This window comes from Streptomyces sp. B21-083 (genome assembly GCF_036898825.1).
In the GTDB taxonomy this organism is placed as follows: Bacteria; Actinomycetota; Actinomycetes; order Streptomycetales; family Streptomycetaceae; genus Streptomyces.
The window spans coordinates 2473526-2490367 of sequence record NZ_JARUND010000002.1 but is presented as its reverse complement, the minus strand read 5'-3'; the positions used below and the strand labels follow the sequence as shown (position 1 = coordinate 2490367).

Sequence of the window (16842 nt, the reverse complement as noted above, 5' to 3'; positions counted from 1 at the left end):
ACAAAGAACATCAATGAGCGTTGTTGTGAGGTAACCCACAAGGGTGGTGAGAGTATACCCGTACGGGTGATTGTGGGCGATTTACGGCTTGTCGGGGCGGGGTGCCGCGACGCGCAGGCCGTTGATTGACCGCGCGACACCGTGGACTAAAGTGACGCGAAGCGGGAGGCGAGACTCCCTGCTGGATTGATTGATCCCCCGCGTGCGCGGCGCGTACGTACGGCTCGGCCTCCTCCCGCTCCCGGTCGGCTGACGCTTCCGGCGCCGGCAGACCTCCCCTTCTCCGAGCGGGCGGGGACCCGGCGGTGCGTGACGGCCGCGCCGGACCTGAGAGGGCCCCTTGAGCAACAGTCGACACGTCCCGGTGATGCTCCAGCGGTGCCTGGACCTGTTGGCCCCCGCACTGGAGCGGCCCGGAGCGGTCGTCGTCGACTGCACCCTCGGTCTCGGCGGCCACAGCGAGGCATTGCTCGCCCGTTTCCCCGAGGCCCGGCTGATCGCCCTCGACCGTGACAAGGAGGCGCTGCGCCTCTCCGGGGAGCGGCTCGCCCCCTTCGGTGAGCGGGCCGACCTGGTGCACGCGGTGTACGACGAACTGCCCGACGTACTCGACCGGCTGAGCCTGCCGAAGGTCGACGGAGTCCTCTTCGACCTCGGGGTCTCCTCCATGCAACTCGACGAGGCCGACCGCGGGTTCGCCTACGCCCAGGACGCCCCGCTCGACATGCGCATGGACCAGACGACCGGCATCAGCGCCGCCGAGGTCCTCAACACCTACCCGGCCGGTGAACTCGTCCGGATCCTCAGGGCGTACGGCGAGGAGAAGCAGGCCAAGCGGATCGTCTCCGCGGTCGTGCGCGAGCGCGACAAGGAGCCCTTCAGCAACAGCGCCCGGCTCGTCGAACTGATCCGCGACTCGCTGCCGCAGGCCGCCAAGCGCACCGGAGGCAACCCCGCCAAGCGCACCTTCCAGGCGCTGCGCATCGAGGTCAACGGCGAACTGACCGTCCTGGAGCGGGCGATCCCGGCCGCGGTGAAGGCCCTCGCCGTCGGCGGCCGGATCGCTGTCCTGTCGTACCACTCGCTCGAAGACCGGCTGGTCAAGCAGGTGTTCGCGGCCGGTGCGGCCAATACGGCGCCCCCCGGGCTGCCCGTGGTGCCCGAGCGCTACCAGCCCCGGCTCAAGCTGCTCACCCGTGGTGCCGAACTTCCCACCGAGGAAGAGATCGCCGAGAACCGGCGAGCCGCCCCGGCGCGACTGCGCGGGGCCCAGCGCATCAGGGAGGACGCCGAGTGAGGCGTACGGAGGGGACGACGGGTGAGTAGGCAACCCGGACCTGCCGGGCAGACGAGCGGGCAGACGCGTGGGAAGACCCGAGTCGCGGGGAGGGTGAGTGAATAGCAAACCCGAGCCGAGAGGCCGGGCGGCCCGGCTCGCCCGGCTCCTCCCCGCAGGGCCGGGACAGGCCGCCCGTACCCCCTTCGTCCTGCTCGTCGTGTTCCTGCTGGGCAGCGGTCTCATCGGGCTCCTCGTGCTGAACTCCGCGCTCAGCGAAGGCGGGTTCCGCCAGGACGACCTGCAGCGGGACACCAAGAGCCTCACCGACGAGGAACAGGCGCTCCAGCGGGACGTCGACGCCTACGCCGCGCCCGACGCACTTCAGCGACGGGCCAGGGAACTCGGCATGGTGCCCGGCGGCGACCCTGCCTTCCTCGACCCGGGTGGCACCGTCAAGGGCGTCCCGGAGGCCGCGGAACAGGCGGCGTTGCGGATCCCGGAGATGGTCCCGCCCGAGATGAACGTCCCGGCGCCGGTGCCCACGCCCCCGGCCACCCCCACGCCCACCCCTGAGCCCACGCCCACGCCGACCCCGTCCGCGCCGGCGTCCCCGGAGCCGGCGCCCAGTCCCACCCCCACTCCCACCCTCCCCTCCACGACCCCCGGCAGGTGACGGAAGTGTCCGACAGGGAACCGCCCCGCCGTCGCGTACCCGCCCCGGCCAGGTCCGCCCGCCCCGGCGCCCCCCGGCGTCCTGGACCCGGCGGCCGCCCCGCCCGCCGCCCCGCTCCCGGCCGCCCCGCCGGGCCCAAGGTCATCCGGCTCGGCAGCCCCCGCCCCCGGCTGCGCATGGTCAGCCTCGCGCTGGCCCTGGTGATGATCGCCTTCGTCGTGCGGCTGCTCCAGGTGCAGGCCGTCGACGCGAGCGTGTACGCCGCCAAGGCCGAGCAGAACCGGTACGTCGGCCGCACCCTGGCCGCCGAACGCGGTGAGATCACCGACCGCAACGGCGTCGAACTGGCGACCAGCGTGGACGCGTACGACATCACCGCCGACCCGACGATGTTCACGCCGAAGACCACGAAACTGGGCGACGCCCCCGAACAGGCCGCCGCTCTCCTCGCACCGATCCTCGGGCAGGACGCCGCGGACGTCGTGAGGAAGCTGAAGACGCCGAACACCCGCTACACGCTGCTCGCGCACCGCCAGACCCCCCAGGTGTGGACGCAGATCAAGGACCTGAAGTCCACCCTGGCCGCCAAGGCCGGAACCGACCCGACCGCCTTCAACGTCCTCGCCGGTGTGCTGGCCGTGCCCGCGAGCAAGCGCGTCTATCCGAACGGTGGACTCGCCGCCGGCCTGCTGGGCTGGGTCAGCGCCGACGGCAAGGGCGGCGGCGGCCTCGAACAGCAGCTGAACGGCGAACTGGCCGGCCAGGACGGCAAGATCCGGTACGCACAGTCAGGGGGACGGCAGGTGCCCACCGCCGACTCCACCGAGACGCCCGCCGTACCCGGTTCCGACGTCGAACTGACCATCGACCGCGACATCCAGTGGGCCGCGCAGAGCGCCATCACCGAGCAGGTGAAGGAGTCGAAGGCGGACCGCGGGTACGTGATAGTGCAGGACACCCGGACCGGCCAGATCCTGGCCATGGCCAACTCGCCCGGCTTCGACCCCAACGACCTCACCAGGGCGAACCCGGACGCGCTCGGCAACGCGGCCCTCCAGGACGCCTACGAGCCCGGCTCCACCGCCAAGGTCATGTCGATGGCCGCCGTACTGGAGGAGCACGCCGCCACGCCCGCGACGCATGTCGTCGTGCCCAACCGGCTGCACCGGGGCGACCGGCTCTTCAAGGACGACATCGACCACCCGACCTGGTACCTCACCCTCAACGGTGTCCTCGCCAAGTCCAGCAACATCGGCACCATCCTGGCCACCGGCCAGCTCGGCAGGACGCAGGCAGAGTCCAACCGGATCCTCTACTCCTATCTGCGCAAGTTCGGCCTCGGCAGCTACACCGGGCTGGACTTCCCCGGCGAGACCAAGGGCATCCTCGCGCCGCCCGACCAGTGGTCGACCTCCCAGCAGTTCACGATCCCCTTCGGCCAGGGTGTCTCCCTCAACGCGCTGCAGGCGGCCTCCGTCTACTCGACGATCGCCAACGGCGGCGTCCGCGTGGAGCCCACCCTGATCCGGGGCACCAAGGGAGCCGACGGCCGGTTCGCACCCGCCGGGGCGCCCGAGAAGACCCGGGTCGTCAGTGCGAAGACGGCGAAGACCCTCGCCAAGATGCTGGAGTCCGTCGTGGACGACGAGGAGGGCACCGGCGCCAAGGCGCGCATCCCCGGCTACCGGGTGGCGGGCAAGACGGGTACGGCCAACCGCGTGGATCCGGCCACCGGCCGCTACCACGGCTACACCTCCTCGTTCGCCGGCTTCGCGCCCGCCGACAGCCCCCGCATCACCGTCTACTGCGCCATCCAGAACGCCACCAAGGGCAGTTACTTCGGAGGTCAGATCTGTGGCCCCATCTACAAGGAGGTCATGGAGTTCGCCCTGAAGACCCTTCAGGTACCGCCCACCGGGGCCAAGGCCGCGAATCTCCCCGTGGCCTTCACGCCCTGATCAGTACGGAAACCAGCCAGGAAACAGCTCGTGAACACGAACTCTCCCGACTCTCCCGACCCGGGCGGCAGCGCCCCGTCGCACACCCCGGCCGCGCCCTCACTTCGCCCGTCCGGGGGTGCGCCCGGTACGCTCACCGCCGTGCCACACGCTGATCAGTACCAAACCACCCAGAAGGGCGTTCCTGTGACATATCCGGGACCGCCGAGGCCGGTTCACGTCTCCGCCACACCCCTCGCGGAACTGGCCGGCCAACTGGGCGCCCCACAGCCCCCGGCCACGCGGGACGGCATCGTCGCGGTCACGGGCATCACCCATGACTCGCGCGCGGTCCGCCCCGGCGATGTGTACGCCGCCCTCCCAGGGGCCCGGCTGCACGGCGCGGACTTCGTGACGCAGGCCGCGGGCCTCGGCGCCGCCGCCGTGCTGACCGACCCCACCGGCGCCGAACGGGCCGCCGCCACCGGCCTCCCGGTGCTGGTGGTCGACGACCCGCGCGCGCGGATGGGCGAACTGGCGGCCACGATCTACGGCCGCCCGGGCCGCGATCTGCTCCAGATCGGCATCACGGGCACCTCCGGCAAGACCACCACCGCGTACCTCGTCGAGGGCGGCCTCAGGACGGACCGGGCCACGGGGCTGATCGGCACGGTCGAGACGCGCATCGGCGACGAGCGCATCAAGTCCGAGCGCACCACCCCCGAAGCCACCGACCTCCAGGCTCTGTTCGCGGTGATGCGCGAGCGCGGGGTCGAGGCTGTCGCCATGGAGGTCTCCAGTCACGCGCTGGTCCTCGGCCGGGTCGACGGCTGCGTCTTCGACATCGCCGTGTTCACCAACCTCAGCCCGGAGCACATGGAGTTCCACTCCGGCATGGAGGACTACTTCCAGGCCAAGGCGCGGCTGTTCACTCCCGAACGCAGCAAACTCGGCGTCGTCAACCACGACGACACCTACGGCCGACGACTCGCCCAGGAGGCCACCGTCCCGGTCGTCACCTACTCCGCCGAGGGCCACCCGGACGCCGACTGGCGCGCCGAGAACGTCCAGGTCGGCCCGATGGACTCGACGTTCACGGTGGTCGGCCCCAAGGACCAGCGGATCCGCGCGCGGGCACCCCTCGCGGGCACCTTCAACGTCGCCAACACCCTTGCCGCGATCGTCGCCCTCGCCGAGGCCGGGCTCGACCCGCAGGCCGCCGCCGACGGCATCTCCGTCGTACCGGGAGTCCCGGGGCGGCTCGAGCGGGTGGACGCGGGTCAGCCGTATCTCGCGGTCGTCGACTACGCGCACAAGACGGACGCCGTCGAGTCGGTGCTGCGCGCGCTGCGCAAGGTCACCGAGGGCAGCCTGCACGTGGTGCTCGGCTGCGGCGGGGACCGGGACACGACCAAGCGCGCCCCCATGGGCGCCGCCGTGGCCCGGCTCGCCGACACCGCCGTACTGACCTCCGACAACCCCCGCTCCGAGGACCCACTCGCGATCCTCGCGGCCATGCTCGAAGGCGCGGCCTCCGTGCCGGCCCACGAGCGCGGCGAGGTCCAGGTGTTCGAGGACCGGGGCGCGGCCATCTCCGCCGCCGTGGCCCGCGCGCGGCCCGGGGACACCGTGCTGGTCGCGGGCAAGGGCCATGAGCAGGGCCAGGACATCGCCGGGGTGGTCCGTCCGTTCGACGACCGCCAGGTGCTTCGCGAAGCTATCCAGCAGACCCAGGGATGAACTTGTGATCGCCCTCTCTCTCGCCGAGATCGCAGCAGTCGTCGGCGGGCAGACCCACGACATACCGGATCCGTCGGTCCAGGTCACCGGACAGGTCGTCAGGGACTCCCGTGAGGTGGAGCCCGGCAGCCTGTTCGTCGCCTTCGCCGGCGAGCGCGTCGACGGCCACGACTTCGCGGCCGCGGTCGTCGAGGCCGGCGCGGTCGCCGTCCTCGCCTCCCGGCCCGTCGGCGTGCCCGCGATCGTCGTGGACGACGTCCAGCGGGCGCTGGGCGCCCTCGCACGGCACGTGGTCCAGAAGCTCGGCGCGACCCTCGTGGCCCTCACCGGCTCCGCGGGCAAGACCAGCACCAAGGACCTGATCGCCCAGGTGCTCCAGCACAAGGCGCCGACGGTCTACACCCCCGGCTCGCTCAACAACGAGATCGGGCTGCCGCTGACCGCGCTGAGCGCCACCGAGGAAACCAGGTTCCTGGTCCTGGAGATGGGCGCCCGCGGCATCGGTCACATCCGCTACCTGACCGAGCTGACGCCCCCGCGGATCGGCCTCGTCATCAACGTCGGCACCGCCCACATCGGCGAGTTCGGCGGACGTGAGCAGATCGCACAAGCGAAGGGTGAACTCGTCGAGGCGCTGCCCTCCGAGGCCGACGGCGGCACCGCGATCCTGAACGCCGACGATCCCCTCGTACGGGCCATGGCGGTTCGAACAAAGGCGAAGGTGATCTTCTTCGGCGAGTCCGGCGAAGCGGACGTACGCGCCGAGAACGTGCGACTCACGGACAGGGGACAGCCCGCCTTCAGGCTCCACACACCCTCCGGTGCAAGCGACGTGACCATGCGCCTGTACGGTGAGCATCACGTGTCGAACGCGCTCGCCGCCGCCGCCGTCGCCCATGAGCTGGGCATGTCCGCAGACGAGATCGCCACCGCGCTCTCCGAGGCGGGCTCCCTCTCCCGTTGGCGGATGGAGGTCACCGAGCGCCCGGACGGCGTGACGATCGTCAACGACGCCTACAACGCGAACCCCGAGTCCATGCGAGCGGCTTTGCGCGCGCTCGCGGCCATGGGCACAGCCTCACGGGCCAAGGGGGGTCGTACGTGGGCGGTGCTCGGCAAGATGGCCGAGCTCGGGGACGAGGCGCTCGCCGAGCACGACGCGGTCGGACGGCTGGCCGTCCGGCTCAATGTCGGCAAGCTCGTCGCGGTCGGGGGCAGGGAAGCGTCCTGGCTCCAACTGGGCGCATATAACGAGGGTTCGTGGGGTGAGGAGTCGGTGCACGTGTCCGACGCACAGGCGGCTGTCGACCTGTTGCGCAGCGAGCTGCGCCCGGGGGATGTCGTGCTCGTGAAGGCGTCCCGGTCGGTCGGGCTGGAGAGCGTGGCGCAGGCGCTCCTGGCGACCGGTGCCGAGGGTGAGGTTTCCGCCCGATGATGAAGCAGATCCTGTTCGCAGGAGTCATTGGTCTTTTCCTGACCCTGATCGGCACTCCGCTGCTGATCAAGCTTCTGGCCCGCAAGGGCTACGGTCAGTACATCCGCGACGACGGCCCGCGCGAGCACCACGCCAAGCGCGGTACGCCGACGATGGGCGGTATCGCCTTCATCCTGGCGACGATCGCCGCGTACTTCCTGTCCAAGGTGTTCACGGGGCTGGGGGAGGCCAGCACACCCCCGCCGACCTTCTCGGGCCTGCTGGTGCTCGGCCTGATGGCGGGCATGGGCCTGGTCGGCTTCCTGGACGACTACATCAAGATCGTCAAGCGCCGTTCGCTCGGTCTGCGGGCCAAGGCGAAGATGGCCGGCCAGCTGACCGTGGGTATCAGCTTCGCGGTGCTCTCGCTCCAGTTCGCGGACAACGTCGGCAACACACCGGCGTCCACGAAGCTCTCCTTCGTCCAGGACTTCGGCTGGACGATCGGCCCGGTGCTGTTCGTCGTCTTCGCGCTCTTCATGATCCTCGCCATGTCGAACGGCGTGAACCTGACGGACGGTCTGGACGGCCTCGCCACCGGCGCCTCCGTCCTCGTCTTCGGCGCCTACACGTTCATCGGCGTCTGGCAGTTCCAGGAGTCCTGCGCCAACGCGGTGACCCTGACCAACCCGGCGGCCTGTTACGAGGTGCGAGATCCGCTGGACCTCGCTGTCATCGCCTCGGCGCTGATGGGTTCCTGCCTCGGCTTCCTGTGGTGGAACACGTCACCCGCCAAGGTCTTCATGGGCGACACCGGTTCACTGGCCCTGGGCGGCGCGCTCGCCGGCCTCGCGATCTGCTCCCGTACGGAGCTGCTGCTGGCGCTCCTCGGCGGCCTGTTCGTCCTGATCACCATGTCGGTGGTCATCCAGGTCGGCTCGTTCCGCATGACCGGCAAGCGCGTCTTCCGGATGGCGCCACTCCAGCACCACTTCGAACTCAAGGGGTGGTCCGAAGTCCTTATTGTGGTCCGCTTCTGGATCATCCAGGGCATCTGCGTGATCGTCGGACTGGGCATCTTCTACGCGGGATGGGCGGCCGAGAAGTGACGTCCGGTCAGGGCGGCGACTGGGAGGGCGTGCGGGTCACCGTCGCCGGTCTCGGGGTGAGCGGCATCAGCGCCGCCCGCGCCCTGACCGCTCTCGGTGCCCAGGTCACCGTCGTGGACGGCGGGGACTCCGACGCCCACCGGGAACGCGCGGCGGCCCTGGAGGGCATCGAGGTACGCCTCGGAGACGCGGAGACCCTGCCCGAGGGCACCCAGCTTGTCGTCACCTCGCCCGGCTGGAAGCCGAGTTCACCGCTCTTCGCGGCGGCGGCCGAGGCGGGCGTGGACGTCGTCGGCGACGTGGAGATCGCCTGGCGGCTGCGCGGGCGGGGCGGTGGCGAAGCAGCCACCTGGCTGGCGATCACCGGCACCAACGGCAAGACGACCACCACCCAGATGCTCGCGTCGATCCTGCGCGCGGCGGGCCTGCGTACGGCAGCCGTCGGCAACATCGGCACACCGATCATCGACGTGGTGCTCGGCGAGGAGACGTACGACGTCCTCGCGGTGGAACTCTCCAGCTACCAGCTCCACTGGGCGCCCTCCCTGCGCGCCCACTCCGCCGCGGTCCTCAACCTCGCCCCCGACCATCTCGACTGGCACGGCTCCATGGAGGCGTACGCCGCCGACAAGGGCCGTATCTACGAGGGCAATCAGGTCGCCTGTGTCTACAACGTGGCCGACAAGGCCACCGAGGACCTGGTGCGCGGCGCGGACGTCGAGGAGGGCTGCCGGGCCGTCGGGTTCACGCTCGGCGCACCCGGGCCGTCCCAACTCGGCGTCGTGGAGGGCATCCTGGTCGACCGCGCCTTCGTCGAGGACCGGCAGCGGAACGCCCAGGAACTGGCCGAGGTCACGGACGTCAACCCGCCCGCCCCGCACAACATCGCCAACGCCCTTGCCGCGGCTGCCCTCGCCCGGGCCTACGGGGTGCCCGCGAAGGCGGTCCGGGACGGCCTGCGGGCCTTCACCCCGGACGCCCACCGCATCGCTCACGTGGCCGATGTGGACGGGGTCGCGTACATCGACGACTCCAAGGCGACCAACACCCACGCGGCCGAGGCCTCCTTGGCGGCGTACGAGTCGATCGTGTGGATCGCCGGCGGGCTCGCCAAGGGCGCGACCTTCGACGAACTGGTCGCCAAGTCGGCAAAGCGACTTCGTGGAGTGGTGCTGATCGGTGCCGACCGTGCGCTGATCGGCGAAGCCCTCGCGCGACACGCGCCCGAAGTACCCGTCGTCGACCTCGACCGGACCGACACTGGGGCGATGCTCGCGGCGGTCCGCTCGGCGCGAGGCCTGGCCGGTGCCGGGGACACGGTGCTGTTGGCGCCGGCCTGTGCGTCGATGGACATGTTCGCCAACTACAACAAACGCGGTGACGCGTTCGCACAGGCGGTTCGCGAACTCGGTACGGGGACCTGACGGTCGGTCTTCGGCCGCGAAGGGTGTCTTCGGGGGCCTTGGAGGGACGCGTGAGGTCGGTTGTGGCTCGGGAACTTTCGGTGGGTTGTCTGGTGCCGACCCGGTGGGGGGCTGGTCGCGCAGTTCCCCGCGCCCCTGAAGGGGGCGCTGCGCGCGCCCTTCAGCAGTCGTGCGGGAGGCTCTGATGGCCAGTAGCCGTACTGGTCGTGCGCCCGTTCAGGGGGCTGTGCGGGTTCGTAGGCCCGCTGCGCCCCGGCCGCCCCGGGACAATCCCGTACGGCGGCTTCGCAGGCGGGTGGAGCGGGCCTGGGACCGGCCGTTGACCGCCTACTACGTGATCCTCGGCGGCTCGCTGCTGATCACGGTGCTCGGGCTGGTGATGGTCTACTCGGCCTCCCAGATCACCGCGCTGCAACTGTCCAAGCCCGGAACGTTCTTCTTCCGCAAACAGCTGCTGGCCGCCACGATCGGCGGTGTGCTGCTGTTCTCGGCCTCGCGCATGCCCGTGAAGCTGCACCGGGCGCTCGCCTACCCGATCCTCGCCGGCTCCGTCTTCCTGATGGCCCTCGTCCAGGTGCCCGGGATAGGGCTGTCCATCAACGGCAACCAGAACTGGATCTCGCTGGGCGGCTCCTTCCAGATCCAGCCGAGCGAGTTCGGCAAGCTCGCCCTGGTGCTGTGGGGCGCCGACCTGATCGCGCGCAAGGAGGACAGGCGGCTGCTCACGCAGTGGAAGCACATGCTGGTGCCGCTGGTCCCGGTCACGTTCATGCTGCTCGGCCTGATCATGCTCGGCGGCGACATGGGCACGGCGATCATCCTCACCGCCATCCTGTTCGGGCTGCTTTGGCTGGCCGGGGCGCCCACGCGGCTGTTCGTGGGTGTGCTGTCCGTCGCCGTGTTCATCGGGCTCGTGCTCATCAAGACCAGCCCCAACCGGATGGGCCGCTTCCAGTGCATCGGCGCCACCGAACCCGGCACCGGGGCCAACTCCTGCTGGCAGGCCGTGCACGGGATCTACGCGCTCGCCTCCGGTGGCCTGTTCGGTTCGGGCCTCGGTGCGAGTGTGGAAAAATGGGGGCAACTCCCCGAGGCGCACACCGACTTCATCTTCGCCGTCACCGGTGAGGAACTGGGCCTGGCGGGGACTCTGTCGGTGCTCGCCCTCTTCGCGGCCCTAGGCTATGCGGGTATCCGCGTGGCCGGACGCACGGAGGACCCCTTCGTGAGGTACGCCGCGGGAGGTGTGACCACCTGGATCACCGCTCAGGCAGTGATCAACATCGGTGCGGTGCTCGGCCTGCTGCCGATCGCCGGTGTCCCGCTCCCGCTGTTCTCCTACGGGGGTTCCGCCCTGTTGCCGACCATGTTCGCCATCGGACTGCTGATCGCCTTCGCACGCGACGAACCGGGTGCGCGGGCGGCGCTTTCGTTGCGGCAACCCCGCTTTGGTAGAAAGCGGGGAGCTGGGGGCCCGGTGTCCGATCGGAACCCCCGGAGATGGAACACGATGAGACGGCGTGCCTCGGCGGCGCGTTCGTCCGGAGAGCGGTGAATTTCGGTGCATGTCGTACTCGCCGGTGGGGGGACCGCCGGCCACATCGAGCCCGCGCTCGCCCTCGCGGACGCCCTGCGCAGGGCTGACCCCAGCATGGGGATCACCGCCCTGGGCACGGAACGCGGTCTGGAGACCCGGCTCGTCCCCGAGCGGGGCTATGACCTGGCGCTGATCCCAGCGGTCCCGCTGCCGCGCAAGCCCACCCCTGAGCTGATCACCGTCCCCGGGCGGCTGCGCGGCACGATCAAGGCCGCCGAGGAGATCCTGGAGCGCACCAAGGCCGACGCCGTCGTCGGCTTCGGCGGCTATGTGGCCCTGCCCGGCTATCTGGCCGCCAAGCGCCTGGGTGTGCCGATCGTCGTCCACGAGGCCAACGCCCGCCCCGGCCTCGCCAACAAGATCGGCTCGCGGTACGCCGCCCAGGTCGCCGTCTCCACCCCGGACAGCAAGCTCCGCGGCGCCCGCTACATCGGCATCCCGCTGCGCCGCTCCATCGCCACCCTGGACCGGGCCGCGGTACGTCCCGAGGCGCGGGCCGCGTTCGGGCTCGACCCGAGTCTGCCGACGCTGCTGGTCTCCGGCGGCTCGCAGGGCGCCCGGCACCTGAACGAGGTGATCGAGCGGGTCGCGCCGTACCTCCAGCAGGCCGGCATCCAGGTGCTGCACGCGGTCGGCCCGAAGAACGAACTGCCGCAGGTGCAGCAGATGCCGGGGATGCCCCCCTACATCCCGGTACCGTACGTGGACCGGATGGACCTCGCGTACGCCGCGGCCGACATGATGCTCTGCCGCGCGGGCGCGATGACCGTCGCCGAACTCTCCGCCGTCGGACTCCCGGCCGCCTACGTCCCGCTGCCCATCGGCAACGGCGAACAGCGGCTGAACGCCCAGCCGGTGGTCAAGGCCGGTGGCGGACTCCTGGTCGACGACGCGGAACTGACGCCCGAGTGGGTCCAGCGACAGGTCCTGCCCGTGCTCGCCGACCCGCACCGGCTGTACGAGATGTCCCGCGCCGCCAGCGAGTTCGGCCGCCGGGACGCCGACGACCTGCTCGTCGGCATGGTGTACGAGGCGATCGCCTCACGCCACCGCTAGGCGACGAAGGAAGGCAGGAAAGGGCGTGGCCGGAGGAGCGACGACCGCCGAACGCGGTGAACGGCAGCAGGACATCTCCGGCCCGCCCCGCCGACCGGGCCTTCTCGGCCGGTTGGGGCCCCGCAGGCTTCGTACGATCGTCATCACGGCCTTCGCCCTGCTCGTCCTCGGCGGGGGCGTCCTCTGGGTGCTCTACGGGTCCCGGTGGACGCACGTGGAGCGCGTATCGGTGTCGGGGACCGGTGTTCTGACGCAGGCACAGGTGCGGGAAGCCGCCGACGTGCCGGTCGGGGAACCGCTCGTCTCCGTCGACACGGGCGCCATCGAGTCCCGACTGCTCCGGGAATTGCCCCGAATTGACTCGGTTGAGGTCACTCGGTCCTGGCCGCACGGAATCGTGCTGAAAGTGGTCGAACGTACCCCTGTCCTGATTGTCGAAAGCGCCGGGAAACCGGCCAAGTATGTCGAAGTGGACGCGAAAGGCGTGCGATTCGCGACGGTTTCACATGCTCCCGAAGGTGTACCCGCATTGGAATTGACGATGTCCAGGACCGGTTCGCAGACCGCCAGTCTGCGCCGCTTCGGCGGCGACCGGCTGGTGCGCGAGGCGGTGCGGGTGGCGGGCGACCTGCCGGGCGCCGTCGCGCGCGCCGCCAGGACGGTCAAGGTCCGCTCGTACGACTCCATCTCGCTGGAGTTGGGCGACGGCCGGACCGTCGCGTGGGGGAGCGGCGAGAAGGGCGCCGCGAAGGCCCGTGCGCTCACCGCTCTCATGAAAGCGGCTCCCGGTGCGCGGCACTTCGACGTGAGCGTCCCCACCGCCCCCGCGTCATCAGGGAGTTGACGCCCGTCAGCGCAGGCCAGCACCCTGGTTGGGCATCGCTATGGCTGATCACATAGGGTGAAAAGAAAAACGGGAGGTTCGGCGTGTTCGTTGAACGTGCGCCACTTGTCGACTTAGTGTCCTGTTCGGAAGAGTCCAAGGAACAGACACACTGGTAACCCTAAACTTCAACGTTAGGGTTCGGGTCGGCGTTCGGACCGTCCCACTTCGGCATGAGTTGTCCGTTCGCCGTATCGCGAACGGCGACACGTAACTCGAGGCGAGAGGCCTTCGACGTGGCAGCACCGCAGAACTACCTCGCAGTCATCAAAGTCATCGGTGTCGGCGGCGGTGGTGTCAACGCCATCAACCGGATGATCGAGGTCGGTCTGAAGGGCGTCGAGTTCATCGCCATCAACACCGATGCTCAGGCGCTGTTGATGAGCGACGCCGACGTCAAGCTCGACGTCGGCCGCGAACTCACCCGCGGACTCGGCGCCGGCGCCAACCCGGCCGTCGGCCGCAAGGCGGCGGAGGACCACCGCGAGGAGATCGAGGAGGTCCTCAAGGGGGCCGACATGGTCTTCGTGACGGCAGGCGAGGGTGGCGGCACCGGCACCGGCGGCGCGCCCGTCGTGGCCAACATCGCCCGCAACCTCGGCGCCCTCACCATCGGCGTGGTCACCCGCCCCTTCACCTTCGAAGGACGGCGCCGCGCCAACCAGGCGGAGGACGGCATCGCGGAACTCCGCGAAGAGGTCGACACCCTCATCGTCATCCCCAACGACCGGCTGCTGTCCATCTCGGACCGCCAGGTCTCGGTCCTCGACGCCTTCAAGTCGGCGGACCAGGTCCTGCTCTCCGGCGTCCAGGGCATCACCGACCTGATCACCACCCCCGGTCTGATCAACCTCGACTTCGCCGACGTCAAGTCCGTGATGTCCGAGGCGGGTTCGGCTCTCATGGGCATCGGTTCCGCCCGTGGCGACGACCGTGCGGTGGCGGCGGCCGAGATGGCGATCTCCTCGCCGCTCCTGGAGGCCTCCATCGACGGCGCCCGGGGCGTCCTGCTCTCCATCTCCGGTGGCTCCGACCTCGGCCTGTTCGAGATCAACGAGGCCGCCCAGCTGGTCAGCGAGGCCGCGCACCCCGAGGCCAACATCATCTTCGGCGCGGTCATCGACGACGCCCTCGGTGACGAGGTCCGGGTCACGGTCATCGCGGCCGGCTTCGACGGGGGGCAGCCCCCGCCCAAGCGGGACAACATCCTCGGCTCGGCCGGTGCCAAGCGCGACGAACCCACGTCGGTACGGTCCTCCGACAGCCGTCCGTCCTTCGGCTCGCTCGGCAGCGTCACGCCGAGGGAGACCCCGGCACCCGCCCCGGAGCCGGCCCACGAGCTCCCGATCTCCCCGCCGGTCCCGCCGTCCCGGTCCTACTCGGACAGTGCGGCGGAGGAGCTGGACGTGCCGGACTTCCTGAAGTGATAGGGCAGCGCTCCGTGGCGAGCGATGCGAGCGGCGCGCACTTCGCCTTCACCGACCGGTGGGGCGGGGTGAGCGCCGTTCCGTACGAGGAGCTGAACCTCGGCGGAGCGGTCGGCGACGACCAGGCCGCAGTCGTCACGAATCGTGAACTGGCCGCCAAGTCCCTGGGTCTCGACCCGGACCGGGTGGTCTGGATGAACCAGGTGCACGGAAACGACGTCGCCGAGGTCGACGGGCCGTGGACCGTTCCACCGTTCGCGAAGAGCCGCGACCCCCGGCTCACTCCGCCCGTCGACGGGCTGGTCACCGCCACCCGTGGCCTCGCCCTCGCCGTCCTCACCGCCGACTGCGTCCCGGTCCTGCTGGCCGACCCGGTCGCCGGTGTGGTCGCCGCGGCCCACGCGGGCCGGCCCGGCCTGGTCGCCGGGATCGTCCCCGCCGCCGTGGACGCCATGGAGTCCCTCGGCGCCGACCCCGCCCGGATCGTCGCCCGCACCGGCCCCGCTGTCTGCGGCCGTTGCTACGAAGTGCCGCGGGAGATGCGCGCCGATGTCGCCGCCGTCGAACCCGCGGCGTACGCCGAGACCAGCTGGGGCACACCCGCCGTCGACGTGGTCGCCGGGGTGCACGCCCAACTGGAGCGGCTCGGGGTGCGTGACCGGCAGCAGTCGCCGGTGTGCACGCGGGAGTCCGCCGACCACTTCTCGTACCGCCGCGACCGCACGACCGGGCGGCTCGCAGGCTATGTCTGGCTGGACTGATGGACATGACGGACCGTAAGGGCGAACTCGCCGCGAATCTGGCGGCGGTCGAGGAACGTATCGCGACGGCCTGTTCGGCGGCGGGCCGCAAGCGGGAGGAGGTGACGCTGATCGTCGTCACCAAGACCTACCCCGCGAGCGATGTGCGGATCCTGTGGGAGCTCGGTGTGCGGCATGTGGCCGAGAATCGGGACCAGGACGCGGCGCCCAAGGCCGAGGAGTGCGCCGATCTGGCGCTCACCTGGCATTTCGTGGGCCAGTTGCAGACCAACAAGGTTCGTTCCGTGGTCGGTTACGCCGGTGTCGTGCAGTCCGTCGACCGCGACCGGCTGGTCTCCGGACTGTCCAGGGAGGCGGTGCGGGCGGGGCGCGAGGTGGGCTGTCTGATCCAGGTCGCGCTGGACGCGGAGGAGAGTGCGCGCGGGGAGCGCGGAGGCGTGGGGCCGGGCGGAATCGGGGAGTTGGCCGACCTGGTCGCCGGGGCCGAGGGGCTCAGGCTCGACGGGCTGATGACCGTCGCACCGCTGACCGGACCGTACGCCGGACGTGAATTGGCGGCATTCGAGCGGCTGATGGATTTGTCGACTGCTATGCGCCGCACCCATCCGGCTGCGAACATGGTGTCCGCAGGGATGAGTGCGGACCTCGAGAAGGCCGTGACGGCCGGGGCGACACATGTGCGCGTCGGCAGTGCGGTACTCGGAGTCCGTCCAAGGCTCGGGTAACGTCGCCAGGAAGTCGGACCACAGCAGAAAATATGGTCATTACCGCTGAGAGGCGGTCGTAACGACCTCGTGGATCACGGGCACTTGGCATACGTCAGTCGATCCACCACAGAGCGGAGGACTCAGAGCAATGGCCGGCGCGATGCGCAAGATGGCGGTCTACCTCGGCCTCGTGGAGGACGATGGGTACGACGGCCGGGGATTCGACCCCGATGACGACTTCGAGCCCGAACTCGACCCGGAACCCGAGCGTGATCTGCGGCGGCGTGAGCCCTCGCATCAGCCGCACGGTTCGCACCAGTCCCATCAGTCACACCAGTCCCAAAGGGACGAATCGGTACGAGTGGTGCAACCGCCCGTCCCGCGCGATCCGGTGTCGCATTCCGCTTCGCTGGGCGCGGAATCCGGGCGTCCGGCGCGAATCGCGCCCGTGGCGTCCATCACACAAGAACGCTCAGGCCTGGAGAAGAACGCACCGGTGATCATGCCCAAGGTCGTGTCGGAACGAGAGCCTTACCGGATCACCACGCTTCACCCCCGGACCTACAACGAGGCCCGTACCATCGGGGAACACTTCCGTGAGGGCACTCCTGTGATCATGAATCTCACTGAGATGGATGACACAGACGCGAAGCGACTTGTCGACTTTGCGGCCGGTTTGGTGTTTGGTCTTCACGGCAGCATCGAGCGGGTGACGCAGAAGGTGTTCCTGTTGTCGCCTGCTAACGTCGATGTCACGGCGGAGGACAAGGCCCGCATCGCAGAGGGCGGGTTCTTCAACCAGAGCTGAGACGCACGACCGGAAAAGCAGTAACCA

General features: G+C 70.0%; 14 protein-coding genes. All 14 read left to right on the top strand.

Annotated elements, in window-relative coordinates; genetic code table 11:
- Positions 1 to 340: 340 nt before the first annotated feature.
- The 14 genes from rsmH (at position 341) to QA861_RS35065 (ending at position 16815) form a co-directional block, all read left to right on the top strand.
- Entirely contained in the window at positions 341 to 1297 is a 957-nt protein-coding gene (rsmH, locus tag QA861_RS35130; RefSeq protein WP_334592734.1) for a 16S rRNA (cytosine(1402)-N(4))-methyltransferase RsmH, read from the top strand.
- A gap of 97 nt (positions 1298 to 1394) precedes the next feature.
- Positions 1395 to 1952: a cell division protein FtsL gene (gene ftsL / locus QA861_RS35125; protein WP_334592733.1), complete on the top strand. Its 558-nt coding sequence runs from the start codon at positions 1395 to 1397 to the stop codon at positions 1950 to 1952.
- A gap of 5 nt (positions 1953 to 1957) precedes the next feature.
- Positions 1958 to 3910 carry a peptidoglycan D,D-transpeptidase FtsI family protein gene (locus QA861_RS35120; RefSeq protein ID WP_334592732.1) on the top strand — a complete coding sequence of 651 codons (1953 nt, stop codon included), beginning with the start codon at positions 1958 to 1960 and terminating at the stop codon, positions 3908 to 3910.
- A gap of 186 nt (positions 3911 to 4096) precedes the next feature.
- Entirely contained in the window at positions 4097 to 5629 is a 1533-nt protein-coding gene (locus tag QA861_RS35115) for a UDP-N-acetylmuramoyl-L-alanyl-D-glutamate--2,6-diaminopimelate ligase (protein ID WP_334594945.1), read from the top strand.
- 4 nt (positions 5630 to 5633) lie between these two features.
- Positions 5634 to 7064: a UDP-N-acetylmuramoyl-tripeptide--D-alanyl-D-alanine ligase gene (locus QA861_RS35110; RefSeq protein WP_334592731.1), complete on the top strand. Its 1431-nt coding sequence runs from the start codon at positions 5634 to 5636 to the stop codon at positions 7062 to 7064.
- The gene (mraY, locus tag QA861_RS35105; RefSeq protein ID WP_334594944.1) at positions 7064 to 8152 is read left to right on the top strand and encodes a phospho-N-acetylmuramoyl-pentapeptide-transferase; all 1089 of its coding nucleotides are present in this window, start codon (positions 7064 to 7066) and stop codon (positions 8150 to 8152) included. Before QA861_RS35110 ends, mraY begins: the two co-directional genes overlap by 1 nt.
- Entirely contained in the window at positions 8134 to 9576 is a 1443-nt protein-coding gene (murD, locus tag QA861_RS35100) for a UDP-N-acetylmuramoyl-L-alanine--D-glutamate ligase (protein ID WP_334592730.1), read from the top strand. The genes mraY and murD overlap by 19 nt, the downstream gene beginning before the upstream one ends.
- Positions 9577 to 9760: 184 nt before the next feature.
- Positions 9761 to 11131, top strand: a complete 1371-nt coding sequence (ftsW, locus tag QA861_RS35095; protein WP_334592729.1) for a putative lipid II flippase FtsW — start codon at positions 9761 to 9763, stop codon at positions 11129 to 11131.
- 6 nt (positions 11132 to 11137) lie between these two features.
- Positions 11138 to 12229, top strand: coding sequence for an undecaprenyldiphospho-muramoylpentapeptide beta-N-acetylglucosaminyltransferase (murG, locus tag QA861_RS35090; RefSeq protein ID WP_334592728.1), 1092 nt, complete (start codon positions 11138 to 11140; stop codon positions 12227 to 12229).
- Positions 12230 to 12254: 25 nt separating this feature from the next.
- Positions 12255 to 13073, top strand: coding sequence for a cell division protein FtsQ/DivIB (locus QA861_RS35085; protein WP_334592727.1), 819 nt, complete (start codon positions 12255 to 12257; stop codon positions 13071 to 13073).
- 275 nt (positions 13074 to 13348) lie between these two features.
- Complete coding sequence (gene ftsZ, locus QA861_RS35080) at positions 13349 to 14539, top strand: cell division protein FtsZ (RefSeq protein WP_334592726.1); 1191 nt, start codon at positions 13349 to 13351, stop codon at positions 14537 to 14539.
- Entirely contained in the window at positions 14536 to 15300 is a 765-nt protein-coding gene (gene pgeF / locus QA861_RS35075; protein ID WP_443041618.1) for a peptidoglycan editing factor PgeF, read from the top strand. Before ftsZ ends, pgeF begins: the two co-directional genes overlap by 4 nt.
- A gap of 5 nt (positions 15301 to 15305) precedes the next feature.
- Positions 15306 to 16025 (top strand): YggS family pyridoxal phosphate-dependent enzyme, encoded by a 720-nt coding sequence (locus tag QA861_RS35070; RefSeq protein ID WP_334592724.1) that lies wholly within the window; start codon positions 15306 to 15308, stop codon positions 16023 to 16025.
- A 130-nt stretch (positions 16026 to 16155) separates the two neighbouring features.
- A complete protein-coding gene (locus QA861_RS35065) occupies positions 16156 to 16815 on the top strand; it encodes a cell division protein SepF (protein ID WP_334592723.1) in 660 nt (219 codons plus the stop codon).
- Positions 16816 to 16842: the final 27 nt, after the last annotated feature.